Genomic DNA, 23,418 nt, shown 5'->3' with positions numbered 1-23,418 from the left:
CCGGAGTGCCGCGACCGCCACCGGGGCCGACGGCGGCCGCTGAGACCGAGGAGTCGGGCGGCCGGGGCCGAGCCGCTCAGGGCGTCAGGCTCTCCAGGTCGATATCCATCAGGAACGGCACCGTCGTCTTGAGGCGGCCTCGGTGGATGCCCGTCGCCACGTAGGAGTGGGTGAGCCGGTCGAGCTCGTAGACGTGCACGGCCGGCTCACCCTCCTCGTCCTCCACCCGCCAGAAGTGCGGGATCTCGGCCTGCGCGTACTTGAACGGCTTGAGACTGCGGTCGCGGTCGGCGGACTCCTCGGAGACGACCTCCACCACGAGTGCGACCTCGTCCGGGAGGTAGCTTGTCCTGTCCGGTTCGTACGGCGCGGTGGCAACCAGGACGTCGGGCTCTGGCCGGCTCTTCTTGTCCAGGCGGACGGTCATCTCCCGCTCCGCCTCGAAGCCGTCGGGAGCGGCCTGACGCAGGGCGAAGGTCAGGTTCTCGACGAGGCGAGAGTGCCAGGACCGCTGTGGGGACATCATGAAGATCAACGCTCCGTCGATGAGTTCGGTGTGCCGGGGCGCCTGGGAGAGATTGTCGAGGTCGTCCGCCTCCCATCCACTCGGGCGGGGGGGATACATCCAGTCGGGCAATTCTGCGGTCATGGTCTCCTCCTCCGCCCCACTGTAGGCGGGTCTCCTGGGTCAGCGCGGCTCACCTGCGCGCTCGCCTCGAAGCGGGAGCCCGGCCGTGGGCGCGCGAGCGGGTTGATCGGGCCATCAAGCCGTCAAGCCGTGAGGCCCTGCAGGATTCCGGTGAGCGCGCCACCGCCCAAGGCGCAGACGAACGCCAGCGTCATCACCTTGCGGCTGCGCGTGCGGTGCGCCCGTACCGCGCAGAGGATCGCCAGGCCGCCGACGACTATCGGCGCCAGACCGGCGAGCCGGGCCCCGGTCGAGCTGCCGGGCGACACCAACGCGGCAATTCCGGCGAAAGCCAGCAGACCCCCGATGCCGCCCGCGAGCATCGCCATTCGATTCCAAATGCGATCCCAAACTTGTGCCCGCGAGTTGTCACCCATATCGTTCATCAGCATGTCCGGCAGGCTACGTGATTTCCGTTGACCGTCGAAAGGCCGGACAGCGCGGCACAGTGCAGCGCGACGCAGCACCACCGCATTTCAAGATCACACGTCCGGATACGCGATCACCAGATTCACGATCACCGGATTCGCGATCAAGAGTGCGCCGCGATCATCACGTGCGGGAAACAGAGCGAGGGGCGACGTGACGGATTTCAAGGTCGAGCCGGGCGACATCGGCGGCTACGCGACCCAGATCGGCCGCGCCGCGGACGACCTGCAGGCCGCCAAGAAGTACGTCGACTCGCACACCGAGGTCGGCTGGTACGACAACGGCCTGATCAGCAACCTCGCCAACTCCCACGACAGCCTGGTGCAGCAGCTCGGCGAGGCCCTCGCCAAGACCGAGTCCATCCTCCGCGCCTGCCGGACCGAACTCGCCGCGGTCTCCCGGTACTACGCGGAGACCGACCGCGGGAATGCAGCCGACCTCGACGCCAAGTACCCGGAAAGCAAACGGTAGTTCGCTTCTTCGGTCAGCTCATCGCCTTTAATTCTCCAGGAGTTCGAAACCCGCATGTCCGGATTCAGTGACGTCTCCGAACCGTCGAGCCATCTGACGGCCCCCGACGAGACCCCGGAAGAATTCTCGCAGGGCGTTCTCGTCGACGTATTCAATGATCTCGGCGATCTGATGAGCCCCACCTGGTACGTCACCGAGGCCATCAACCTCGTCTTCGGATTCAATCCGCTCGAAGAGGTCATCGACTGGTACAGCGGCGACTGGGAGACCTTCCTCAGGTGCGGCCAGGTCTGGACGAACGTCGGCAAGGCCTGCGACGCCGTCGCCGCCAACGTGAAGGCCGGCAACGGCTCGCTCGACGCCACCTGGAACGGCAACGCCGCGGACGCCGCGTACGTCTACTTCGAGGAGCTCGCGAAGAAGCTCGGCGAGCAGCAGGACACCCTGGACCAACTGCAGGACGCCTACAAGCACATGGCGCACTCCGCGTATCTGAGCGCCGAGGGCGTGAAGGGCATCCTGTCCGGGATCATCGACGGGCTGCTCATCGTCGGCCTGGAGATCGCGGCCGGCACGGCCCTGTCGTGGACGGGTGTCGGCGCGGCGGTCGGGTACGGGCTCGCCGCCCTGGAGATCGCCAACATCCTGCGCCAGTGGGGCACCGCGACCGAGGCCATCACCCAGGCCCAGCAGCTCGCCCAGCTCACGGCGAGCGCGGTCGAGAACCTCGCCAACGACCTGAGCAACTCGTTCAAGAACTTCCCCGTGCCCGGCGCCTCGTACGACCACCCGAACAAGGCCATCGCCTGAACTCGCGTACGTACGCGACCAGTTGGAGACCCAGGAGACCCTCATGACGGAAGAGCGCCAGGACCGGCAGATCGGCGACGCCGACCTCACCTCGATGACCGGCGGCGACGAGGCGCGCGCCCGCGCCCTGCGCAAGACGCTGCAGCGGCTCGCCGACAGCGACAAGGCCGGGCCCGCCCTGCAGGAGATGGCCCGCGAGGTCCTCGCCGGCCGGGTCGGCCTGCGCGAGGCGATGCGCGTGGGCGCGTACGCCGACGCGCTCGGCGAGAAGCTCGCCGAGGGCCGCCGCGCGTACGAGGCGATCCCCCGCGAGGAGCGCGAGCGCCAGATGGAGGCGGCCCGCGGCTACCTCGCCGAACAGCGCGCCGAGATCGACCGCGAACGGTCGGAGGCGGCGCTGCGGCGCGGCCAGAAGCACAACCGCTGAGCGCGCCTCACTCCGTGCCGCGCGGGAAGGACACCTCGACGCGGCGGTTCTTCTTGCGGCCCTCCTCCGAGGAGTTGTCGGCGATCGGGTAGTCCTCGCTGTAGCCGCGCACCTCGAAGGTGATCTCCGGGCCCAGGTCCTTGCTGAGCTGGTCGTGCACGGCGTCGGCGCGCTCCTTGGAGAGCTTCTTGCCGTGCGCGTACGTGCCCAGGTCGTCCGTGAAGCCGAAGACGCGGACCTTCGTCGAGTCCTGCGCCTTGATCTCCTCGGCGATCGCCCGGATCCGCGCGCCCGCCTCGGGGTTGAGCTTCGCGCTGTCCTTCGGGAACAGCACTTCGGCCTGCAGCGCGAACTTCACGTCGGTGTTGGTGTCCTCGCGGCGTTCGGCGCCGCCCATGTCCTCGACGACGGACTTGATGTCAAGGACCTTGGCCGGTGCGAGCTTCGCCCCGTCGGCGAGCTTCAGCCCCGGCGCACTCGGGTCCACCTCCGGCGGCGGCTCACTCGTCACCGATCCGGGCGGCACACTGGGCTCGTCGTCGGCGTACGCGGTACCGGTGAGGGTCGCTGCGGCGAGGAGGGTCAGGGTCAGGGCGGTGAGGGTGCGGTTCCTCGATACGGGCATGGGCGATCACTCGCCCTCGGTGATCTTGATGTCGGCGGGGGGCATGTCCGCGATCTGGAACGTGATGTCTGTGGTGGATTGGGGTGGGGCGGGGAATTGGGCGTACCAGGTCGCCGACTCGCCGCCCTTCACCCCTCCCGTGAACTGGGTGCACAGACAGTGGCCTTCGGTGTCCCGAAGGATCAGGTATCGCTTCTTCCCGGCCTGGTCGACGAGTGTCGCTCCGGCCATGGACTGGCCGTTGCCGGAGAGCTCCTTCTCGTCGCCGCGCCACGAGGGTGCGATCCAGCGGCTGCTGCCGTCGTTGCGGACCGTTCCGGAGACAGTGAGGAATCCGCCGTCGTCGCGGACAGCCGAGTTGATGACCAGCGTGATGTCATCCGCGCCGGTCACCTCGGCCAATACCTTGTCCTCGGCGGGCTCCTGAGGCTTGTCCTCCTGCTTGGCGTCCCCGCCCTCGGGCGACGCGTTCGACTCCGAGCTCGTCTTCTTCCCGCCGTCGCCCTCGGTGCCGCAGCCGGCCATAGTCAGTACCAGGCCGGTCGCGAGCGCCGCAGCGGCCAGAGCCCTTCGGGCCTTCATCGAGACTCCTTCGTAGACATCAGTCGGCCAGGTGGACAGCGAACAGGTCCTTGGCCTCGGGGAGTTCGACATCCCCCGGGTCCTTCGGATCAATCTCCCAGTCTCCGCTGCCGTCGCAGGTGAACTTCACTTCCTTCGACGGGTCGACGTCCAGGTCGATGGTGCAGCGGGGTTCGATCACAGCGGTCGCTCCGGCCTTGGCACGGGTGTTTTCCGTACCGGGAATCAGGGACTCGCCGACGGTGTAATCGGTTTCGACTCGTGCTTCGAAGGAAGGTTTTCCATTCAGCGAGCCGACGTCGAGACCGGTAAGAGTCGACTCGTTCGCAGCCGCCAGGTCGGTGGCCGCGGCCCGGCCGTCGCCGAGGAACTCGTCGCCGCCGAGCCAGTTCTCCCAGCCTCCCGATTCAACGCCGTCGAGGAATCCGTCCGTCAGCTCGTCCCGTACCTCCTGGGCGGCCGCGAGCGCCGCAGCGTCGGCTGCGGACTGGGCACCGTTGCGCGCCACAGTCCCCTTCGCGAAGACGAAGAAGACGAAAGCGACGAAGAGCAGGACCGTGACGAGCCATATGTACAAGGGGATGGTTGAGCCCTGGTCCCCCTGCAGGCGGGCGGCGACTAGTTGCCGGTGATTTCGTCGACGGCGTCGCTGATCGCGGTCGAGATGGTGTCGTCCAACCCCAACCCCATAACCGCAGTGACGATCGCCGCAATCAGAATCAGCAGCCCCGCGTACTCGACGAACCCCGCCCCCGCGTCGGATGTTCTGCCGCGCATGCGCGCGATGACCGCGCTCTTCCAGGTGCGGATCCTCGACATGGTCTTCCCCTCCGGCCCCTCGGGCCCACTTCGCCCGTACAGGAGAAACGTACGCCGAAAACCGGCGTTTTCCAGAGGGGGCCTTGGGCCAACTCCGGTCACGGGTGTGTGCCGTTGGCTTCATCGCGGCCCCCTCCCCGGATCCGCCTCGCAGAGACGACGCTCGGCAAGACTGTCGCACAACGCGTTGCAACCGCGAAGCGGCTTCCGGGAGTTGATGCCGATTCGAGACACGCTCAGCCTCCGAGGACCGAGAAGAAGTCCGTGTCCGAGCCGAGGAACATTCCGCACACGATGAGGATCAGCGTCGCCGGGACCATGAAGATCAGGGTGACGAGCGTGGTTTTGGGGACCGTTTTGGCGGCCCGGCGGCGGGCGTTCTGGGCGTCGGTGCGGCGCATGTCGGCGGCGATCTGGATCAGCGTCTCGGCGATGGGGGCGCCCAGCTCCTCGCCCTGCTGGAGGGCCGTCACGAACTGGCTGACCTGTTCGCTGGTGTTGCGTCTGCGCAGTTCCTCGAAGGCCTGGCGGCGGGAGACGCCCATGTCCATCTGGCGCAGGGTGATGGAGAGTTCGTCCGCCCACGGACCCTCGTAGCGGTCCGCGACGCGTTCCAGGGCCTGGCGGAAGCCGAGTCCTGCGGAGACGACGACGGCCAGTACATCGAGAAAGTCCGGAAGTATGCGTTCGATCTGGTCCTTGCGCTCCCGGACCGCCTGCCAGATCAGCGCGTCGGCGGCGAACAGGCCGAAGGCGAGCGCGCAGAACCCGAGGAGGGGGACGCCGCCGCCGAACAGGGACAGGGCGCAGAGCGCGCCGAAGATGCCGTAGACGGCGCGCCGGGCCGCGTACCGGTCGACCGTGAGGCCGCCCGGGTTGCCCGCCTGGTCGATCTTGCGGCGCTTGGCGTCGACCCGTTTCGGGCCCATGAGGCGGAGCACGGCCGGGGCGAAGCGCATGCCGAGGCGGTCCACGGCGGAGTCGGCGGCCGAGACGCGCGAGGAGCCCACCTCCAGCGCGAGGGCCAGGTCGTCGGGGAGTTTCGTCTCCGCGCGGTACATGCGTACGCCGATGAAGGCGCCCAGGACGGACAGGGCGAGGAGGACGGCCGGCAGCAGTGCCCAGATCACAGCTCAGGCCCTCACACTTCGATCTTGCCGAGGCGGCGGATGACGACGAACCCGGCCGCGTACAGGCCGAGGGAGAGAAGGATCAGGATCTGGCCGAGCGGCGAGCCGGTGACCTTGGCGAGGGCGCCGTCGTTCATGGCGTTCAGCATCAGCATGGCGCCGATGCCGAGGCACGGGATGGTGAACGCGGTGGCGTTGACCTCGGAGAGCATCGTGCGGACCTCCCGCCGGGTCTCCTTGCGCTCCTCCAGGGTCTGCGTGAGGTTGCGCAGGCTGTCGACGATGGTGCCGCCCGCCTTGTTGGAGAGGATCAACGTCGTCACCAGGACGCTCAGTTCGCGGGACGGCAGCCGTTCCGCCAGCTCGCCGAGCGCGTCGTCGATGGAGCGGCCGACCGACAGCTGGTTGGAGACGACCGTCAGCTCCTCGCCCGCCGGGGCCTCCAGCTCCTCCGCGGCCATCGCGAGCGAGGTACGCAGGGCGAGGCCCGCCGAGGTGCCGTTGGCGAGCAGCCGGGCCAGGTCGGGCAGCTGGTTGATGAAGGCCTCGATGCGCTTCTGGTGCTGCCAGTTGAGGAACGCGTTCGCCCCGCCCACCGCCGCCACGGCCGCGATCGGGCCGAAGAACGGGGCGAGCAGCGCCCCCGCGAGCAGCCACAGCGCCGCCGCGCCCACGAGCAGGTAGACGAAGAACTCGCCGGGCGTGACGTCGAGCCCGGTGGCCGCCAGCTTCAGCTGGATACGGCGGCCGACCCGGGTGCCGCGCAGGCGCCGGTCGACGGTCGTGAAGCGCCGCTGCCGGCCTAGCGGCAGCGGCCCGTCGTCCGTCAACCGGTCGACGAGCGCCTGCCGTTGGGCCCTTCCGGAGGCGTACGAGTGGACTCCGGCGACGGCGAGCACGCCGCACAGGAGCGTGGCGCCGAGGGCCGGCATCACCAGGGGGCTCACGGGGTCTCCCTCGCGTTCAGGACGTCGACGCCGTCTATGACCCCGTACGAGGGCGGGATCGGCTCCGCCGCGAGATAGAGGCGGTCGGCGACGCGGCGGGGCAGCGGCAGATGCTCGAACGTGCCGCGGACGATCCGGTCGGAGCCGATCGGGGCCGGGGCGAAGCGGGCCACCGGGACCGTCCTGAAGGGCTCGCGGCCGTGCGAGACGAGCAGCGAGATCTCGGTGATCTTGCGGGAGCCGTCGGCGAACCGGGTCAGCTGGGCGACCACGTCCACGGCCGAGTTGATCTGGTCGCGCAGCGCCTCGAACGGCACGTCCACGTTGGACATGGAGCCGAGGGTCTGCAGCCGCATCAGGGCGTCCTCGGCGGAGTTGGCGTGCACCGTGGCGAGCGAGCCGTCGTGCCCTGTGGACATGGCCTGCAGCATGTCGAGGGTCTCGCCGCCGCGGACCTCGCCCACGATGATCCGGTCGGGCCGCATGCGCAGGCTGTTGCGGACCAGGTCGCGGATGGTGATCTGGCCCTTGCCCTCGACGTTCGGCGGACGCGATTCGAGGCAGATGACGTGGGCCTGTTGGAGCCGCAGCTCCGCGGAGTCCTCGATGGTGATGATGCGTTCGTGCTCGGGGATCAGCGCCGAGAGGGCGTTGAGGAGCGTGGTCTTGCCGGTGCCGGTGCCGCCCGCGACGATCACGTTGAAGCGGGCCCGTACGAAGCTGCTGAGCAGCATCAGCATCGGCTGGTCGAGCGTGCCGAGGTCGATGAGCTCGCTCAGCCTGTACGCGCGCGGGAAGCGGCGGATCGTCAGGGTCGGCCCGGTCAGGCTGAGCGGCGGGATGATCACGTTGACGCGCTCGCCGGAGGGCAGGCGGGCGTCGACCATCGGCGTGGACTCGTCGACGCGGCGGTTCACGGTCGACACGATCCGCTCGATGGTCTGCATCAGCTGCTCCTGCGAGGCGAAGCGGAGCGGCAGTTGCTCGACCCGGCCCGAGCGCTCGACGAAGATCGCGTCGGGCCCGTTGACCATGATCTCGGTGATGGAGGCGTCTTCGAGGAGCGGTTCGAGTACGCCGAGTCCGAGCGCCTCGTCGACGACGCGGCGGATCAGCTGGGAGCGCTGCACGGTCGACAGGACCGGGCCCTCGCGGCTGATGATGTGGCCGAGCACCCGCTCCAGGCGGGCGCGGCGGTCGGCGGCGGCGAGGCTCGACATCTCGGCGAGGTCGATCTCCTCCAGGAGCTTCGACCGGTACGCGGCGACGATGTGGTCGTCCTCGTGGCCCGGCCCGACCTCCTCGGGCGGGGCCATACGGGACCTCAGGCTCATCGCGTACTCACTCCTTCTCGGTCCGCGGTCTGCGTGCCCACGGCGCGGTCAGTCCTCGTCGGCGGGCATGGTGACGGTGCGGGTCGCCGTCCAGCCCAGGTCGACGAACGGCACCAGGGTCGGGATGTCCACGGTGACCTCGGCACGGACGAGTTCGGTCCCGCCGACGGCGACCTGCGGCTCGTACCAGGCGCTCATCGCGGCGTCGGCGGCGCCCTGACCCGCACCCGGCTCCAGGGCCTCGGCGCGGGCGGCGGCGCGCGCACCGGAACCGGCCTGCTGGAACGAGTAGCCGACCAGGCCGAGTTGGATCACCGCCAGCCCGACGAGCAGCAGGGTCGGCAGGAAGCCGGTGAACTCCAGGAGGATCGCGCCTCGGTCATCGCGGAGGCGGGTACGGAGGAGGGTGCGTAGGCCGGGGGTATGGGTGCTGGGCCTATGGGTGCTGGAGCTATGTGGGTCGGAGCTATGTGTGCCGGAGCTATGTCTGCCGGGCACATAGGGGTCGACCACATGTGGGCCGACCACATGGGGGCCAGGCACATGTGCGCTGAGCACATGGGCCCCGGCCACACAGGTGCCGGCCACACAGAGGTCAGCCATCACACGGGTCCCGGCCACACAGGTGCCGGCCACACAACGGTCGGCCGCACCAGCACCAGCACCAGCACCAGCACCAGCACCAGCACCAGCACCACAAACACCGGACGCCCTCATTCCGCGTCCTCCCCGCCCTCCTGTGCCGCCCCCGCGTCCCCGCTCACGTGCCAGCCGGCGTCGAAGCCCGGCAGGAACAGCGGTACGTCGACCTCCACATGGGCCTGGTACACACCTCCCGACGTACCGCAGGACGGGCTGAAGCTCCCCTCCCAGGCACTCGGCAGGTGCGCTCGGGCGGCATCCGCGCAGGCGCTCGCCGGGTCGTCCCCGCGTACGGCCGCGACCGCCCCCGCGCGGGCGCCCTCGTCCGCGGCGTTCCCGGCGAGGGACCAGGTGTAGCCGAAGAGGACGCACTGCCAGAGGAGCGCGACCACGGCGAGGATCAGCGGGGCGAGCCCGGCGAACTCAAGGGTGGCGGCGCCCTTGTCGTCGAAGGACCGGCTGCCGTCGAAGGACCGGCTGCCGTCGGCGGCCCGGCGGCGGAAGGGACCGAACGGCCCGAGCGCGCCCCGGTCGCCCTGGAATCGGGTGAGCGCCTTACGCCCGGAGCCGGAGCCGGAACCGGACCCCGCCCCTGACGCGGACCCGGACGCGCCCGCGAGCAGGCCGAGTTCGGCGGCGAGGCCCCACAGGGCCTGCTTGACCGTGGAGCGGCTGTCGAGGTCCTGCATCCGGCCCGCGTCGACGGCGGCCTGGAGCTCCTTGTACTGGGAGGGGATGACGGTCCGGGCGACGCGGGTGCCGGTGATCCGCTCGACCAGGGGCGACTGGATCTCGGTGAGGCGCGAGTTCCGGTTGACCACGGTGAGGGTCTCCTCGGCCTTGCGGATCTGCAGCCGGTCCCACATCCGCACCATGCGCTTGGCGGCCCGTACGGCGACGACGTCGGGTGTGACCACGAGCAGCGCGCGGTCGGCGAGTTCGACGGCGGCGGCGTTGGCGCCGTTCATCTGGGTGCCGCAGTCGACGACGACCACCTCGTACCGGTTGCGCAGGGCGCTGATCACCTGGCGGGCGACGCGGTCGGTGACCTCCTCGCCGCGTTCGCCCTCGGCGGGCGCGAGCAGCAGGCCGAGCCCGGTGGGGTGGCTGAACACGGCGTCCTGCAGGACGCGCGTGCCGATGTCCCCGATCCCGGCGAGGTCGACCACGGAGCGCCGGAACTGCACGTCGAGGTAGGAGGCGACGTCCCCGGACTGCAGGTCCAGGTCGAGCAGGGCGACGCTGCGGCCCGACGCGCGGGCGGCGAGGGCGAGTTGGACGGCGGTGAGGGTAGCGCCGACGCCGCCCTTGGCGCCGGTGACCGTGACGACCGTGCCGCCGGGGCCGCCGCTCGCCTCCTGCCCGCCGGCGAGGTGTCGGCGTACGCCCTGGGACCAGGACGCGGCGCTCTGCACGCGGGCCGCCAGTTCCTCGTACCCGAGGGGCAGTCCGACGAGGCCGCGGGCGCCGGAGTCCATGGCGGCGGAGAAGAGGCCGGCGCTGGCGTCGGAGGTGATGAGGACGGTGCCGACGGCCGGAAAACGGAGGGCGACCTCCTTGATCAGGTCGAGCGCGGGGACGGGCCCGATGCGCTCGTGCACCAGGACGACCTCCGGCAGCTCGTCGATCGACTCGGCGGCGAGCTGCGCGAGGGTGTCGAGCAGCGCGGTCGAGTCGGTGACGGGCAGCGCGGGCTCCGCGTCGGGGAGCTGGCCGATCAGGGACGTCAGGTTGCGCGCGGCGTCCGCGTCGCCGATGGCCGGGAGGATTCTGGTGGTCACGGGTGCCCTCACTTGTCCTCGTCGAGGGTGTAGCTCCGGTCGTCGGCGGACACGGGGGTTCCGGTGCCGCCGCCGACCAGGGCGAGACGTACGTGGGTGGCGAACGACTCGGCGTAGGCGACGCGTTGGGCGTCCGCGGTGTTCAGGGCGAAGGTGATCGGCACGGCCTCGGTCTCGGCGCGGCGGGTGCGGTCGTCCGTGCGCGGCTCCAGGGCGGTGAGCTTGCCCACGTCGACGACCTCGGCGTTCTCGACGATGACCTTCGACTGGTCCTTCTGGCCCTGCTGTTCGCCCTGGAACGTGGCGAAGATGTTGACCTTGGCCCCCGGGGTGATCTTGCCCGCCACGCCGGTGGCCGCGTCGATCATGATGGCGATCTCCTGCTGGCCCTCGCCGACGGCGGGCCGGTCCACGACCATGTCGCTCTGCAGCAGGGACCCTGCCTTGAGCCGGGTGACGGCGATCTTGCCGCGGATGTCGTCGAGGTCGGTGACGGCGTTCTCGGACAGCCACCGCTCGGGCATCTCGATCTTCTCGAACTGCCCCGCACTGAGCGGCTTGTAGGGCGCTATGTCGCTCTTCAGCCGGTACGCGGAGACCTCGGGGCCCACCTTGGAGTTCACGTCGCGGATCACCGTGAACACCCCGGCGAAGGCGCCGAGGGCGCACAGGACCGACAGGAGCAGGAGTATGACGCCGCGGCGCTGGCGAGAGTTCATGCTGCGAACTACCTCGATCGAGAACGGGTACGGGCGGGGCGGGCAGGGGCGAGGCGGGCGGGTTCGGCGGCCGGGCGGGCGGCGGCCCTTCGACTGATCGGCTCAGGGGAGGGCGGCGGCTCCGGGCACGGCGGGGGTCAGGGGACGGCGGCTGGGATCAAGGTCCTATGGCCCTTCTCGCCTGCGCGGGCCCCGGGGTGAGCACCCTCGTGCCCCCTTCGGCCAGTTCACGCCGGCCCACCGCGTGCGTACGGGTGCGCTGGTCGCGCGGGAGCAGCGGTGCGGCGCAGAATCCGCAGCGGCCCCCGATGAGTTCGAGCCCGCACCAGTGGCAGTCCTCGCGCTGTACGGAGGACACCAGCTGGTAGAGCATGGTGATGTCGGGGATGGCGGCGGCGAACTCGACGAGCTTGCCGGTGGCCCACCAGCGCGCGGACTCGGCGGGTAGCGGCGCCTCGGCGACGCCCTGCACGCGCCAGGCGGGGGCGAGCTGCGCGGTGACCCAGTCGGAGCTCAACTGGCTGCGGGCGATGAGGAGTTGCGTACCGAATCCGGGGCCCTGGAGCAGGGCCGGGCCCTGGACGGCGGCGTTGCCGCCACTGACCTTGACCAGCTGGGGCGCGGGTGTGGCGAGGACCGCGAACTGCGAGCCGGGGACCCAGGACTTGGCGTGCGAGCCGAGGCCTACGGGGACCCGGTCGAGCTTGGCTACGGAGCCGAGGAGGGCGCCCGCGTAGATGTAGTGCGACAGGAGCCGGGCGGCGGAGGCGAGCACGCCGGGGCTGAAGTCGCAGAGCGCGAGCTGGCGCAGCTGCAGGGCGAGCGTGGCGAGGCCGAGCGGCGGCAGGTCGAGGCGGAGCAGCGCGATCCGGTCGGACTCCAACAGGGCGCGCGCGGTGTGCAGTCGGTGCACGGTGCGGTCGGGGAGCGACGCGGGGTACAGGACGACCACGTACCCGTGCTGGTCGAGCAGGGTCTGCAGTTCGGCGAGCGTGTGCTCAAGCGTGTGCTCTTTGCCGGCCGGCCGGAGCACGGCGGCGTTCGGCGTCTGCCCGTCGGGCGGCGGCAGCACGAGGTCCGCACTGGTGACGGCTATCGCGGTCGGCACTTCCCCACACCCCCACACCCCGTTCCCTTCGGCAGATGCGGCCAATCGCCCGCCTCTGCACCATATCCAGCGCGGAGGCGGCTCAACACTCCGCACGGGGACTTCCCTTGGCCCGGACGTTGGCCCGGACCTTGGCCCAGACCTTGACAAGCGCATTGGCCTAGACCAGCTTGTACGGGCAGCACCAGCGGTGGCCACCGCCCCAGCACGGCTCCTGAACTCCCCCATACATCCCCCACAGGAGGCAGCAGTGCACCGCTTCACACACTCCACGCGCTCCACGCACAAGGTCAGGAACAGGTGTCTCGGCGCGACCGTCGCGGCGTTCGCCGCGGGCGCGCTCGCTCTCGCCGGTACGGCCACGCAGGCCGGCGCCGCGGGCGTCGACGAGGCGGGCTTCCAGGTCGCCGTCGGCGCCGAGGCCGTACCGAAGCACGCCGTGACCGGGTACTGGCAGAACTTCAACAACGGCGCGACCGTGCAGAAGTTGGCCGACGTCCAGGACGAGTACGACATCATCGCCGTCGCCTTCGCGGACGCCACGGGCACTCCCGGCGAGGTGAAGTTCAACCTCGACTCGGCCGGGCTCGGCGGCTACACGGTCGACGCCTTCAAGGCCGACATCAAGGCGAAGCAGGCCGCGGGCAAGTCCGTGATCCTGTCCGTCGGCGGCGAGAAGGGCACGGTCGCGGTCAACGACGCGGCGTCGGCGGCGGCGTTCGCGGATTCGGTGTACGCGCAGATGCAGGAGTACGGCTTCGACGGGGTCGACATCGACCTGGAGAACGGCCTCAACTCGACCTATATGTCCCAGGCGTTGAAGTCCCTGGCCGCAAAAGCACCCGGCCTCGTCATCACGATGGCGCCTCAGACGATCGACATGCAGTCGCCGCAGAACGAGTACTTCAAGACGGCCCTCGCCATCAAGGACATCCTGACCGTCGTCAACATGCAGTACTACAACAGCGGTTCGATGCTGGGCTGCGACGGCAAGGTCTACTCGCAGGGCACGGTGGACTTCCTGACGGGCCTCGCCTGCATCCAGCTGGAGAACGGCCTCGCCCCGTCCCAGGTCGGCCTCGGCACGCCGGCTTCCGCGAAGGCTGCGGGCGGGGGGTATGTCGACCCGTCCGTGGTCAACGCGGCCCTCGACTGCCTCGCCAAGGGCACGAGTTGCGGCTCGTTCAAGCCGTCGAAGACGTACCCGGACATCCGGGGCGCGATGACATGGTCCACGAACTGGGACGCGGCGTCCGGCAGTTCCTGGTCAACCACGGTGGGCCCCCACGTCCACGCCCTCCCGTAGCTGTCTTCTCCCCCACCCCGCCCCTTCCCGAAAGACCGCCGCCGGGCCTCGGGGGCCAGCCCCCGAACCCCCTCCCCCAAGCTCTCGGCTTCGCTCGAGCAGGGGGGACCCCCATCTCAAACCCCGGAGGGGCTGAATTTTGCGGGGTGGGGGCTGGATTTGGCGCGGCGAGGCGGGGTGAGTGCCCCAATAGGGGCGCGGGGAACTGCGCGACCGGCCACAACGACGCAGGCACCCGAACAACAACCAAGGGCTGGGGGCTAAGCCCCTGACAGAGGCGCGGGGAACTGCGCGACCGGCCACGACGAAGCAGGCACCCGAACAACAACCAAGGGCTGGGGGCTAAGCCCCTGACAGGGGCGCGGGGAACTGCGCGACCGGCCACGACGAAGCAGGCACCCGAACAACGACCGGAATCCGGGGCGCAGCCCCCGTAGCTGTCCGCAGGCCACGCGGCGGCAGCCGCAAAGTGACACAGCCGGGAAGGGGCGGGGAGGGGATCAAACCAGCCCCTCACCCACCCGGGGGCGGACCCCCAAAGCGGGCCCCAGGGGCGACAGCCCCGGGGAAGGGCCCAGGGGCGGAGCCCCAACGCACGGCCCAGGGGCGGAGCCCCAACGCACGGCCCGGGGGCGGAGCCCCGATGCACGGGCCGGGGGCCGCCCCTGGAGAAGGGCCGGGGCGGAGCCCCGACGCAGGGGGACGGGGGGCGTGCCCCCCGTTACGACCAGGGGAGCTCTCGGACCTGCTGTACGCAAAGGACAATGAACAACAACCCCGCCGCCCCCAACATCCCGTTGCTGACCCACCCGTTCCGCCACTCCGCAGGAGTCCGCGAGGAGTTGAGGAGCCAGATCAGGGTCAGGGCGAGGAACGGCATGAAGAACGCCCCGAGCACCCCGTACGCGATCACGAGCCCGAACGGCTGGTCCAGCCAGAGCAGCGCCATCGGCGGGAACGTCAGCCACAGCAGGTACCCGCGGAACGCCCCCGACCGCTCCCTCTCCCCCGTCGCCACCTCGGCCACCGCACCCGTGCCGGACCCGCCCCGCAGCCGTCCCACGAAGTCGGCGAACATCAGGCTCACGCCGTGCCAGACGCCGATCAGGGACGAGAACGACGTGGCGAAGAAGCCGATCAGGAACAGCTTGGCCGTGACGGCCCCGTACCGGTCCTCCAGGATCACGCCCAGGTCGACGAGGCCCTTGTCGCCCTGGGTGAGGGCGAGTCCGGAGGTGTGCAGGAGCTCGGCGCCGACGATCAGCATGGCGACGACGAAGATGCCGGTGGTGACGTACGCGACCCGGTTGTCGAGCCGCATCACCTTCATCCAGCCGGTGTCGGTCCAGCCCTTGGCGTTCACCCAGTACCCGTACGCCGCCATCGTGATGGTGCCGCCGACGCCGCCGATCAGGCCGAGGGTGTAGAGCAGCGACCCGTCCGGGAGGACCGGCACCAGGCCCACGAAGGCCTCGCCGAGGTTGGGCGTGACGCGGATCGCGACGTAGACGACGACCACGAACATGACGCCGATCAGGACCGTCATGGCCTTCTCGAAGACGGCGTACTTGTTGAACCAGACGAAGACGAGGCCGACCAGGCCCATTCCGATGGCCCACACCTTGAGGTCGGGCCCCTCGGGGAAGAGCGCGACGAGCGGCAGGGCCGAGGACGACATCGCCGTGGCGCCGTAGACGAAGCCCCAGATGACGACGTAGATCGCGAAGTATCCCGTCGTCCAGCGGCCGAGGCTCTGCCAGCCGTCGAAGAGGGTGCGGCCGGTGGCGAGATGCCAGCGGCCGGCCGCCTCCGCGAGGGAGATCTTCACGAGGCAGCCGATCACGGCGGCCCACAGCAGGGTGTATCCGAACTTGCTGCCCGCGATCAGCGTGGCCACCAGGTCACCGGCGCCGACGCCGGTCGCGGCGACGACGATGCCAGGTCCGATGTACCTCCAACTCGACTTGCGTGGCTGCGAGATGGCCCCCGCTCTGCTTGTGGTGTTGCCGGTGGTGTCCGCCATGGCGCCTCCCCGTCGTCCGGGGCTCGTCCCCGAGTACGTCAGTGATCGTGGTCACCAAAGCGCGAACCCGCTGTTCGCACAAGGGTTTTCACCGAGGCCCCCCTTGACCGCGCCCGACCCCTCTTGACCAGTCCATGCCAGGGGCCCACGATGAGCCGCTGAGCACCACCCCCCAAGCAGGACCCGGAAGAGCGAGCAGACCAACTCAGGCTCTACCCCCCACATTTCAGGAGAGCTCATGCGTCTACGCGTACGCAGCAAACGCGGCGCCGCCATGGCGGCGCTGATAGCGGTGGCGATCGCCGCCCCGCTGACCGCCAACGCCGCCCCGCCCGACGCCGATCCGCAGCCGAAGGCCGCCGCGTCGGCCGACGACCAGAAGATCAGGCAGTACGAGATCCACGGCCCGTCGACGGCCGCCGACCGCACGAAGATCGCCTCGTCCGGCGTCTCCGTCGACGAGGCCCGGGACCACTCCGTGGTCGTCTCGGCCACCGCCGCGCAGGCCGAACTCCTGCGCACCCAGGGCCACAAGCTGAAGGCCCTCGCAGGTCCGCCGAAGCGGCTCGGCGGCAAGGCGGCCGAGCCGAGGGACTTCCCGGCCGAGGACGCGAAGTACCACACGTACGACGAGATGAACGCGGCGATCGACGAGCAGATCAAGGCCCACCCGGACCTGATCAGCAAGAAGGTCATCGGCAAGTCCCACGAGGGCCGGGACATCATCGCGGTGAAGCTGAGCGACAAGGTCGGCGAGGACGAGGCCGAGCCCGAGGTCCTGTTCACGCACCATCAGCACGCGCGCGAGCACCTGACCGTCGAGATGGCGCTGTATCTCGTCAAGACCTTCGGCGACGGGTACGGCTCCGACGACCGGGTCACGAAGATGCTGGACGAGCGCGAGGTGTGGATCGTCCCGGACGTGAACCCGGACGGCGGCGAGTACGACATCAAGACCGGCGAGTACCAGAGCTGGCGCCTCAACCGGCAGCCCAACGAGGGCGCGGCCACCGGCACCGACCTCAACCGCAACTGGGCGTACAAGTGGGGCTGCTGCGGCGGCTCGTCGGACGAGCCGGGATCGGAGACGTACCGCGGGGCCGAGGCCGAGTCGGCGCCCGAGACGAAGGTCGTCGCGGACTTCGTGCGCGGCCGGGTGGTCGACGGGAAGCAGCAGATCAAGGCGGCCATCGACTTCCACACGTACAGCGAGCTGGTGCTCTGGCCGTACGGCTGGACCACCGACGACACCGCCGAGGGCCTGACCCAGGACGACCGGGACGCGCACGCGGCGATCGGCGAGAAGATGGCCGAGTCCAACGGCTACACGCCGCAGCAGTCCAGCGATCTGTACGTCACGGACGGCTCGATCGACGACTGGCTGTGGGGCGACCAGAAGATCTTCGCGTACACCTTCGAGATGTACCCGTCCTCGCAGGGCGGCGGCGGCTTCTACCCGCCCGACGAGGTGATCGAGAAGGAGACCAGCCGCAACAAGGACGCGGTGCTGCAACTCCTGGAGAACGCCGACTGCATGTACCGCTCCATCGGCAAGGAGGAGGAGTACTGCAAGTGACTCAACCCCCGTGCCCCGCACGGCCGTTGAGGTAGTACCCGAGGACCGGGGCGAGCTCGGCGAACCACTGCTGCAGCCGCTCCGGCGCCTTGGCCTCCACCATGCACTCGACGAAGGCCCCGCTCGCGTGCGTCACGCCGACGCGCAGGCAGGTGCCCTGGCCGGTGAAGTGGACGTTGCCGATCTCGGCCCAGCCGAACTCGGCGGTGTGCCCGTAGTTCTCGAAGCAGACCCCGGCCGCGTCCACGACGACGGCCCGGCCCCGGTCGCTGGCCAGGAAGTCCGGGCCCTGGGGCGGCCCCTGGGGCGGGGGCTGCGGAGGGTAGGCGGGCGGGGGCGGGCCGAAGGACATGGCCCCGATTCTAAGCAAGCGCCGGACGGGCTGGATTCAGCCCGTCCGGCGCTTGTCGTGCGTGGGAGCCCGGCTAGAAGAACAGACTCAGCAGCGCGGCCACCGCGAAACCGGCGACGGACAGCACCGATTCGAGGACCGTCCAGGACTTCAACGTGTCCCGCTCGGAGATGCCGAAGTACTTGGAGACGATCCAGAAGCCGCCGTCGTTGACGTGCGAGGCGAAGATCGAGCCGGCCGAGATGGCCATGATGACCAGGGCGAGGAAGGCCTGCGAGTGGCCACCGCCCTCGACCAGCGGGACGACGATGCCGGCGGTGGCGACGATCGCGACGGTCGCCGAACCCTGCGCGACGCGCAGCACCACGGAGATCAGGTACGCGAGCACGATGACCGGCAGGCCCATGCCGTTGAAGGCGTCGGCGAGCGCGTCCGCGATGCCGGAGCCCTTGAGGACGGCGCCGAAGACCCCGCCCGCGCCGACGACGAGCAGGATGTTGCCGACCGGCTTCAGGGAGGCGGTGGAGACCTGCTCCAGGGACTTGCGGTGCCAGCCGCGGCGGATGCCGAGCAGGTAGTACGCGAGCAGCAGCGCGATCGTGAGGGCCACGAAGGGGTGGCCGAAGAACTCGATGACCGAGCGCAGCGTGGAGGGGTCGAGCGCGATCGAGGAGAACGTCGCGGCGAGGATCAGGATCAGCGGCGTACCGATGATGGTGAAGACCGTGGAGAGCGCGACGGGCTTCTCCTTGCTCACATCGCCGGTCTCCTTGCGCTCGGCGGCGACGGCGGCCTTGGCCTCCTCGGTGGCCTCCAGCATGTCGTGCGGGACGGGCACGAAGATCTTCTTGCCGATCCAGGTCGAGTACGCCCAGGCGGCGAGGACCGCGGGGATGCCGCAGACGATGCCCATGATGATGATCCAGCCGAGCGAGACCTTGAACAGTCCGGCGGCGGCGACGGGGCCGGGGTGCGGCGGCAGGAACGCGTGGGTCATGGACAGACCCGCGAGCAGCGGCATCGCGTAGAGGAGGATCGACTTGCCGGAGCGCTTGGCGGCGGCGTAGACGATCGGCGCGAGGACGAAGATGCCGACGTCGAAGAAGACGGGGATGCCGAAGATCAGGCCGGTCATGCCCATCGCGAGCGGGGCGCGCTTCTCACCGAAGAGGCCGAGCAGGCGGGAGCTCAACACCTCGGCGCCGCCGGACACTTCGAGTATGGCGCCGAGCATCGTGCCGAGACCGATGATGATCGCGACATGGCCGAGGATGCCGCCCATACCGGTCTCGATCATCGAGACGGCGTCGGATCTCTGGACGGTGCCGAAGAGTTCGGTGACGGAGAGGCCGGCCGCGAGTCCCACGGCGATGGAGACGGAGAGCAGGGCGACGAAGGGCTGCAGCCGGACCTTGATGATCAGGAAGAGCAGCAGGGCGATGCCGAGGACGGCGACGGTGAGCAGTCCGGCGGTGCCGTCGATCAGGGTGAGCAGTCCACCGGTGTGGGGTGGCGGCTCGGTGGGGGGCGGGGCGGCGGCGAGCAGCGTGGGCAACATGGGAGTAACTCCATTGTCCAAACGGGGGATTGGGGAGAGCGGGGGGTCACGGCACGGCGCGCCGGGGGTGCGGTGCGCCGTGCCGCGCTCGGGTGGAGCGGAAGGTCTAACGGCATGTCTAACGGCATGTCTAACGGCATGTCAGCCGAGGACGGCCAGGGCGTCGATCTCGATGAGGAGGCCCTTGGGGAGGCCGACGTAGACGGTCGTACGCGCGGAGGCGGGGGCCTTGAGGCCCTGCTCCTCGAAGTACTCGTTGTAGATGGCGTTCATCTCGGCGAAGTGGTCCACGTCCGTGAGGTAGACGCGCATCATCATCACGTCGTCCCAGCTCGCGCCGCCCTCTTCGAGGATCGCCTTGACGTTGGCGAAGGTCTGGAGGGTCTGCTCGCGCAGGGTCGGGCCGGCCGGGGTGGGGGCCTTGCCCTCCTCCGCGGGCAGGAAGCCGACCTGGCCGGCGACCTGAAGGATGTTGCCCTTCTTCACACCGTGCGAGAACTTCGCCGGCGGGGTGGTGTGGGTGGCCGGGGTGAGGGCGGTCTTCTCGAGCTTCTCGGACATGAACTGCCTACTTTCTGAGGGGTGTTGAACAGCGAGCGGGTCGGTCGAGTCGGGTCCGGGTCGACGGGCCTAGGGGGTGCCCCCGGGGGTGTGGCCCGAGTACTCGCGGCTGATGGCGTCCGCGGTGCGGCGCACCTGCGGAAGCAGGGTGAGGAGTTCCTCAGCGGTGACGACGACGTTCGGCGCGGAGACCGACATGGCGGCGACGACCCTTCCGTCCGCACCGCGGATCGGGGCCCCGATGCAGTTGATGGACTCCTCGTGGCCACCGAGGTCGGTGGCCCAGCCCTGTTCCCGTACGGTCGCGAGCTCCTTCAGGAAGGCCGCGGCGTTCGGTATGGAACGGGCCGTGTACATGGGGTAGTCGAGCTTCTCGGCGACCGCGCGCCGCTCCGGCTCGGACAGGTCGGCGAGCAGCAGCTTGGCCACGGCGGCGACGGTGATCGCGACGGGCTTGCCGATGCGGGAGTACATCCGCACCGGGTAGCGGCTCTCCACCTTGTCGATGTAGAGGACCTCGTTCTCCTCGTACACGGCGAGGTGGATGGTGTGCCCGATCTGCTCGTTCAGCTCGACGAGGTGCGGGTGGGCGATCTCGCGTACGTCCAGGTTCTCCACCGCCTCCTGGGCGAGGGCGAAGAGCCGGGCGCCCAGGCGGTAGCGCTGGTCCGACTGGCGGTAGACGAGGCCGTGCTCGTGCAGGGTGCGCAGCAGGCGCAGCGCGGTCGACTTGTGGACGTCGAGCCGCTCGGCGACCTGCCCCAGGTCCGCGGGCCCCTCGGCGAGCAGCGGCAGGATGCTCAGCGCCCGGTCGACGGTCTGGCTCATGTGGTCACTACCTCCCCGGCCCAGTTCTTGATCGTGTCCGGGCCAAGGCGCAGTGTCCCCCACGCCTCGGCCGGCAGCGCGGCGAGCCGGTCGGCCTCGGCGCGGGCGGGCGGAGCGCCCAGGTCGCCGGGAACGAGCAGGGCGGCGGCGGCCATCAGGTGGCCGTGGCGCAGCCGCTCGGAGTCGGTGAGTCCGCGCAGCGTGGCGGAGAGGAACCCGGCGGCGAAGGCGTCGCCCGCCCCGACGGACGCGACGACGTCCACCTTCAGAGAGGGCTCGTACGTGGCCTGCGTACCGCTGAAGACCGTCGCGCCCTGGGCGCCCTGCTTGACGACGAGGGTCGCGGGCTCGGGCAGCGCGGCGCGGATCGCGGCGGGCCCGCCGGTGATGCCCCAGGCGGCCTCGGCCTCGTCCTCGCCGACGAACACGAGGTCGCAGCCGCGCGCCAGGTCGAGCAGCACGGGCCCGGCCTGCGCGGGGTCGGCCCACAGGTGGACGCGGTAGTTGACGTCGAAGGAGACGAGGGGCCGACCCGGCCGGGGTGCGGTGAGGTCCCGCATCAGGGCGAGGCAGTCGGCGGAGAGGGCGGCGGTGATGCCGGAGAGGTGCAGGATCTCGCCGTCGGCGAGGGAGTCCGGGTTCAGGTTCCCGGGGGCCATCGCCGAGGCGGCGGAGCCTGCGCGGTAGTAGGCGACTTCAGCCGTGGGCTCAGTTGCGGACTCGGGGCTCCGCCCCGGACCCCGCTCCTCAAACGCCGGAGGGGCTGAATTAACGGCCCGCTCTCCCGCCGTACGGAAGTAGATCCCCGTAGGCCGAGAGGGGTCCACGGCGACGGCCGAGACATCGACCCCGCAAGCGCCGATCGCCGAGATCAAGTGCTCGCCGAAGCCGTCCGCGCCGACCCGGCTGACCCACCGTGCCCGATGCCCGGCCAGGGCCAGCGTGCAGGCCACGTTGGACTCCGCGCCGCCGATGCCGCGGTCGAAGGACGGGACGTCGGCGAGCCGCCCGGGGCGGGAAGGCCGGAACGTGACCATGGACTCGCCGAGGCAGACGACGTCGGTACCGACGTGGTCCGCCCCCTGGAGGGGCCCTGACGCGTTCACGGTGGGCACGCTCGTTCTCCTTCGACGCTGGGCCGGGCGCCATTGACCCGGTATTGGCTCGGATGTTAGACAGCAGTAAGCGAAATGCGCAATGGCCGTTGCAGAGCGTGCAACGCAATCCAAGGAACGGCAGCGGACCGTTGCGAACAGCCCTGAGGAGGCCCCCTATGGCAGCCGACAACGCAGTCGGACAGCGCGCGGCGGGACACACGTCCCGGACCCAACTCGCCGACGAGCGGGTCGACTTCCGCTTCAAGGGGCTGCCCCCGGACGCCGCGGGACTGACCGTCGGCGAGCTCGCCGGACAGCGCCGCAACCTCTTCACGGACGGCTTCACCACGCCCGTCCTCGCCCTCTCCGCCGAGCGCGTCGAGCACAACCTCGCCCTCATGGAGACCTACTCGACCCGCCACGGCCTTGCCTTCGCCCCGCACGGCAAGACCTCCATGGCCCCCGAGCTCTTCGCCCGCCAGGAGGAGCACGGCGCCTGGGGCATCACGCTCGCCGTCCCGCACCAGGTCCGGGTGGCGCGCGCGTACGGCGTCCGCCGGGTCTTCCTCGCCAACGAGCTGGTCGACGCCGCCGCCCTGCGCTGGCTCGCCGCCGAGCTCGACGCGGACCCCGACTTCCGCTTCATCTGCTACGTGGACTCCGTGCGCGGCGTCGAGCTGATGGACGCGGCCCTGCGCGCGGCGGGCTCCTCACGCCCCGTCGAGGTCGTGGTGGAGCTCGGCGCGGGCGACACGGCCCGTACCGGCGTGCGCACCGAGGCCGAGTGCGCGGCGGTCGCGGACGCGGTGGCGGCCACGACCACGCTGCGCCTGGTCGGCGTCGCCGGGTACGAGGGCGAGGTGCCGCAGGCCGACCCCGAGCGCGTCCACGCCTGGCTGCGCCGCCTGACCGGACTCGCCGCGGACTTCGACAAGGCCGGCCGCTTCGCCGGGCTCGACGAGATCGTGGTCAGCGCGGGCGGCAGCGCCTGGTTCGACGCGGTCGCGGACGTCTTCGCCGAGATCCCGTCCCTCTCGGTCCCGGTCCTCAAGCTGCTCCGCTCCGGTGCGTACGTCTCGCACGACGACGGCCACTACAAGCACCTCACCCCGTTCAACCGGGTCCCGGACGAGGGCGCGCTGCAGCCCGCGTTCCGCCTCTGGGCCCAGGTGGTGTCCCGCCCCAACGCCGAGCAGGCCTTCGTGAACGCGGGCAAGCGGGACGCGGCGTACGACCTGGACCTGCCCGAGGCGCAGGTCGTGCGCGACGCGCGCTCCGGGGAGGTGCGGGAGGCCGCCGGTGTCACGGTCACCGGCCTCTCCGACCAGCACGGCTGGGTCCGTACGACGCCGGAGGCGGACCTGGAGGTCGGCGACTGGGTCGGCATGGGCCTGTCCCACCCCTGCACGTCCTTCGACAAGTGGCAGCTGATCCCCCTGGTCCAGGCCGACGGCACGGTCACGGACTACATCCGCACGTACTTCTGAGCCCACCCACCCGCCCTGAACCGCGGGGGCGAACCCCCACGCCCCCGCTCCCCCCCCTGCGGGGCGGCTTCCTTCCCCACCCCGCCCCTTCCCGAACCGGGGCTCCGCCCCAGCCCCC

Annotated in this window: 25 protein-coding genes; 6 read left to right on the top strand and 19 right to left on the bottom strand. The window is 70.2% G+C overall.

The genetic code is table 11. The annotated features are described in order from the left end of the window. Positions 1–76: 76 nt before the first annotated feature. A complete protein-coding gene (locus tag QIS96_RS30280) occupies positions 77–649 on the bottom strand; it encodes a Uma2 family endonuclease (RefSeq protein ID WP_282545993.1) in 573 nt (190 codons plus the stop codon). Between the two features lie 122 nt (positions 650–771). Next, a complete protein-coding gene (locus QIS96_RS30275) occupies positions 772–1,080 on the bottom strand; it encodes a hypothetical protein (protein ID WP_282545992.1) in 309 nt (102 codons plus the stop codon). 190 nt (positions 1,081–1,270) lie between these two features. Here QIS96_RS30275 and QIS96_RS30270 point away from each other — a divergent pair, with 190 nt between their 5' ends. Genes QIS96_RS30270 through QIS96_RS30260 form a run of 3 tightly spaced genes read left to right on the top strand, consistent with a single transcriptional unit; the run spans position 1,271 to position 2,825 of the window. Beyond that, entirely contained in the window at positions 1,271–1,588 is a 318-nt protein-coding gene (locus QIS96_RS30270) for a WXG100 family type VII secretion target (protein WP_282545991.1), read from the top strand. 54 nt (positions 1,589–1,642) lie between these two features. After that, positions 1,643–2,398 (top strand): WXG100 family type VII secretion target, encoded by a 756-nt coding sequence (locus tag QIS96_RS30265; protein WP_282545990.1) that lies wholly within the window; start codon positions 1,643–1,645, stop codon positions 2,396–2,398. 43 nt (positions 2,399–2,441) lie between these two features. Then, positions 2,442–2,825: a hypothetical protein gene (locus QIS96_RS30260; protein WP_282545989.1), complete on the top strand. Its 384-nt coding sequence runs from the start codon at positions 2,442–2,444 to the stop codon at positions 2,823–2,825. A 7-nt stretch (positions 2,826–2,832) separates the two neighbouring features. On the opposite strand, the gene QIS96_RS30255 is transcribed toward QIS96_RS30260, so the two are convergent. The 11 genes from QIS96_RS30255 to QIS96_RS30205 all read right to left on the bottom strand — a co-directional run bounded on the left by QIS96_RS30255 (position 2,833) and on the right by QIS96_RS30205 (position 12,512). After that, positions 2,833–3,450, bottom strand: coding sequence for an OmpA family protein (locus QIS96_RS30255; RefSeq protein ID WP_282545988.1), 618 nt, complete (start codon positions 3,448–3,450; stop codon positions 2,833–2,835). Between the two features lie 6 nt (positions 3,451–3,456). Then, positions 3,457–4,032: a hypothetical protein gene (locus tag QIS96_RS30250; protein ID WP_282545987.1), complete on the bottom strand. Its 576-nt coding sequence runs from the start codon at positions 4,030–4,032 to the stop codon at positions 3,457–3,459. A 19-nt stretch (positions 4,033–4,051) separates the two neighbouring features. Continuing rightward, positions 4,052–4,615 carry a pilus assembly protein TadG-related protein gene (locus QIS96_RS30245; RefSeq protein WP_282546013.1) on the bottom strand — a complete coding sequence of 188 codons (564 nt, stop codon included), beginning with the start codon at positions 4,613–4,615 and terminating at the stop codon, positions 4,052–4,054. A gap of 35 nt (positions 4,616–4,650) precedes the next feature. Further along, positions 4,651–4,851 carry a hypothetical protein gene (locus tag QIS96_RS30240; protein ID WP_282546012.1) on the bottom strand — a complete coding sequence of 67 codons (201 nt, stop codon included), beginning with the start codon at positions 4,849–4,851 and terminating at the stop codon, positions 4,651–4,653. Between the two features lie 236 nt (positions 4,852–5,087). Then, positions 5,088–5,978 (bottom strand): DUF5936 domain-containing protein, encoded by an 891-nt coding sequence (locus QIS96_RS30235; protein WP_282546011.1) that lies wholly within the window; start codon positions 5,976–5,978, stop codon positions 5,088–5,090. Positions 5,979–5,992: 14 nt separating this feature from the next. Then, positions 5,993–6,913, bottom strand: coding sequence for a type II secretion system F family protein (locus QIS96_RS30230; RefSeq protein ID WP_282546010.1), 921 nt, complete (start codon positions 6,911–6,913; stop codon positions 5,993–5,995). Positions 6,914–6,924: 11 nt separating this feature from the next. Further along, entirely contained in the window at positions 6,925–8,262 is a 1,338-nt protein-coding gene (locus QIS96_RS30225; RefSeq protein WP_282545986.1) for a CpaF family protein, read from the bottom strand. 48 nt (positions 8,263–8,310) lie between these two features. After that, complete coding sequence (locus tag QIS96_RS30220; protein WP_282545985.1) at positions 8,311–8,865, bottom strand: TadE/TadG family type IV pilus assembly protein; 555 nt, start codon at positions 8,863–8,865, stop codon at positions 8,311–8,313. 110 nt (positions 8,866–8,975) lie between these two features. After that, complete coding sequence (locus QIS96_RS30215) at positions 8,976–10,685, bottom strand: AAA family ATPase (protein ID WP_282545984.1); 1,710 nt, start codon at positions 10,683–10,685, stop codon at positions 8,976–8,978. A gap of 8 nt (positions 10,686–10,693) precedes the next feature. After that, complete coding sequence (gene cpaB, locus QIS96_RS30210; protein WP_282545983.1) at positions 10,694–11,404, bottom strand: Flp pilus assembly protein CpaB; 711 nt, start codon at positions 11,402–11,404, stop codon at positions 10,694–10,696. Positions 11,405–11,561: 157 nt separating this feature from the next. Then, complete coding sequence (locus tag QIS96_RS30205) at positions 11,562–12,512, bottom strand: hypothetical protein (RefSeq protein ID WP_282545982.1); 951 nt, start codon at positions 12,510–12,512, stop codon at positions 11,562–11,564. A gap of 250 nt (positions 12,513–12,762) precedes the next feature. On the opposite strand from QIS96_RS30205, the gene QIS96_RS30200 reads away from it, so the two are divergent. Further along, entirely contained in the window at positions 12,763–13,818 is a 1,056-nt protein-coding gene (locus QIS96_RS30200) for a chitinase (RefSeq protein ID WP_282545981.1), read from the top strand. A gap of 721 nt (positions 13,819–14,539) precedes the next feature. Here the strand turns inward: QIS96_RS30200 and QIS96_RS30195 are convergent. Continuing rightward, complete coding sequence (locus QIS96_RS30195; RefSeq protein ID WP_282545980.1) at positions 14,540–15,841, bottom strand: Nramp family divalent metal transporter; 1,302 nt, start codon at positions 15,839–15,841, stop codon at positions 14,540–14,542. Between the two features lie 238 nt (positions 15,842–16,079). On the opposite strand from QIS96_RS30195, the gene QIS96_RS30190 reads away from it, so the two are divergent. Continuing rightward, positions 16,080–17,417 (top strand): M14 family metallopeptidase, encoded by a 1,338-nt coding sequence (locus QIS96_RS30190; protein ID WP_282545979.1) that lies wholly within the window; start codon positions 16,080–16,082, stop codon positions 17,415–17,417. A 1-nt stretch (position 17,418) separates the two neighbouring features. Here the strand turns inward: QIS96_RS30190 and QIS96_RS30185 are convergent, their stop codons facing one another. The 5 genes from QIS96_RS30185 to QIS96_RS30165 form a co-directional block, all read right to left on the bottom strand. Continuing rightward, positions 17,419–17,769 carry a hypothetical protein gene (locus QIS96_RS30185; RefSeq protein ID WP_282545978.1) on the bottom strand — a complete coding sequence of 117 codons (351 nt, stop codon included), beginning with the start codon at positions 17,767–17,769 and terminating at the stop codon, positions 17,419–17,421. 73 nt (positions 17,770–17,842) lie between these two features. Beyond that, the gene (locus QIS96_RS30180) at positions 17,843–19,327 is read right to left on the bottom strand and encodes a GntP family permease (protein WP_282545977.1); all 1,485 of its coding nucleotides are present in this window, start codon (positions 19,325–19,327) and stop codon (positions 17,843–17,845) included. A gap of 141 nt (positions 19,328–19,468) precedes the next feature. Then, positions 19,469–19,888, bottom strand: a complete 420-nt coding sequence (locus QIS96_RS30175) for a RidA family protein (RefSeq protein ID WP_282545976.1) — start codon at positions 19,886–19,888, stop codon at positions 19,469–19,471. A gap of 69 nt (positions 19,889–19,957) precedes the next feature. Continuing rightward, complete coding sequence (locus tag QIS96_RS30170) at positions 19,958–20,716, bottom strand: IclR family transcriptional regulator (protein WP_282545975.1); 759 nt, start codon at positions 20,714–20,716, stop codon at positions 19,958–19,960. Continuing rightward, positions 20,713–21,753 (bottom strand): sugar kinase, encoded by a 1,041-nt coding sequence (locus tag QIS96_RS30165; protein WP_408907284.1) that lies wholly within the window; start codon positions 21,751–21,753, stop codon positions 20,713–20,715. The genes QIS96_RS30170 and QIS96_RS30165 overlap by 4 nt, the downstream gene beginning before the upstream one ends. Positions 21,754–21,989: 236 nt before the next feature. Here QIS96_RS30165 and QIS96_RS30160 point away from each other — a divergent pair, with 236 nt between their 5' ends. Next, positions 21,990–23,300, top strand: a complete 1,311-nt coding sequence (locus QIS96_RS30160) for an amino acid deaminase (protein ID WP_282545973.1) — start codon at positions 21,990–21,992, stop codon at positions 23,298–23,300. Positions 23,301–23,418: the final 118 nt, after the last annotated feature.

The organism is Streptomyces cavernicola, from assembly GCF_029968035.1.
GTDB lineage: Bacteria > Actinomycetota > Actinomycetes > Streptomycetales > Streptomycetaceae > Streptomyces > Streptomyces cavernicola.
The sequence above is the reverse complement of the archived record's forward strand: the minus strand, read 5'-3'. Positions and strand labels throughout refer to the sequence as shown.

Bases quoted from the DNA above. Each gene is read 5' to 3' on its own strand.
- QIS96_RS30250 (WP_282545987.1), bottom strand. From the start codon at position 4,032: ATGAAGGCCCGAAGGGCTCTGGCCGCTGCGGCGCTCGCGACCGGCCTG.
- QIS96_RS30220 (WP_282545985.1), bottom strand. From the start codon at position 8,865: ATGGCTGACCTCTGTGTGGCCGGCACCTGTGTGGCCGGGGCCCATGTG.
- QIS96_RS30180 (WP_282545977.1), bottom strand. From the start codon at position 19,327: ATGTTGCCCACGCTGCTCGCCGCCGCCCCGCCCCCCACCGAGCCGCCA.
- QIS96_RS30230 (WP_282546010.1), bottom strand. From the start codon at position 6,913: ATGCCGGCCCTCGGCGCCACGCTCCTGTGCGGCGTGCTCGCCGTCGCC.
- QIS96_RS30165 (WP_408907284.1), bottom strand. From the start codon at position 21,753: ATGGTCACGTTCCGGCCTTCCCGCCCCGGGCGGCTCGCCGACGTCCCG.
- QIS96_RS30225 (WP_282545986.1), bottom strand. From the start codon at position 8,262: ATGAGCCTGAGGTCCCGTATGGCCCCGCCCGAGGAGGTCGGGCCGGGC.
- QIS96_RS30185 (WP_282545978.1), bottom strand. From the start codon at position 17,769: ATGTCCTTCGGCCCGCCCCCGCCCGCCTACCCTCCGCAGCCCCCGCCC.
- QIS96_RS30160 (WP_282545973.1), top strand. From the start codon at position 21,990: ATGGCAGCCGACAACGCAGTCGGACAGCGCGCGGCGGGACACACGTCC.
- QIS96_RS30280 (WP_282545993.1), bottom strand. From the start codon at position 649: ATGACCGCAGAATTGCCCGACTGGATGTATCCCCCCCGCCCGAGTGGA.
- QIS96_RS30260 (WP_282545989.1), top strand. From the start codon at position 2,442: ATGACGGAAGAGCGCCAGGACCGGCAGATCGGCGACGCCGACCTCACC.
- QIS96_RS30265 (WP_282545990.1), top strand. From the start codon at position 1,643: ATGTCCGGATTCAGTGACGTCTCCGAACCGTCGAGCCATCTGACGGCC.
- QIS96_RS30195 (WP_282545980.1), bottom strand. From the start codon at position 15,841: ATGGCGGACACCACCGGCAACACCACAAGCAGAGCGGGGGCCATCTCG.
- QIS96_RS30240 (WP_282546012.1), bottom strand. From the start codon at position 4,851: ATGTCGAGGATCCGCACCTGGAAGAGCGCGGTCATCGCGCGCATGCGC.
- QIS96_RS30255 (WP_282545988.1), bottom strand. From the start codon at position 3,450: ATGCCCGTATCGAGGAACCGCACCCTCACCGCCCTGACCCTGACCCTC.
- QIS96_RS30190 (WP_282545979.1), top strand. From the start codon at position 16,080: ATGCGTCTACGCGTACGCAGCAAACGCGGCGCCGCCATGGCGGCGCTG.
- QIS96_RS30175 (WP_282545976.1), bottom strand. From the start codon at position 19,888: ATGTCCGAGAAGCTCGAGAAGACCGCCCTCACCCCGGCCACCCACACC.
- cpaB (WP_282545983.1), bottom strand. From the start codon at position 11,404: ATGAACTCTCGCCAGCGCCGCGGCGTCATACTCCTGCTCCTGTCGGTC.
- QIS96_RS30170 (WP_282545975.1), bottom strand. From the start codon at position 20,716: ATGAGCCAGACCGTCGACCGGGCGCTGAGCATCCTGCCGCTGCTCGCC.
- QIS96_RS30275 (WP_282545992.1), bottom strand. From the start codon at position 1,080: ATGCTGATGAACGATATGGGTGACAACTCGCGGGCACAAGTTTGGGAT.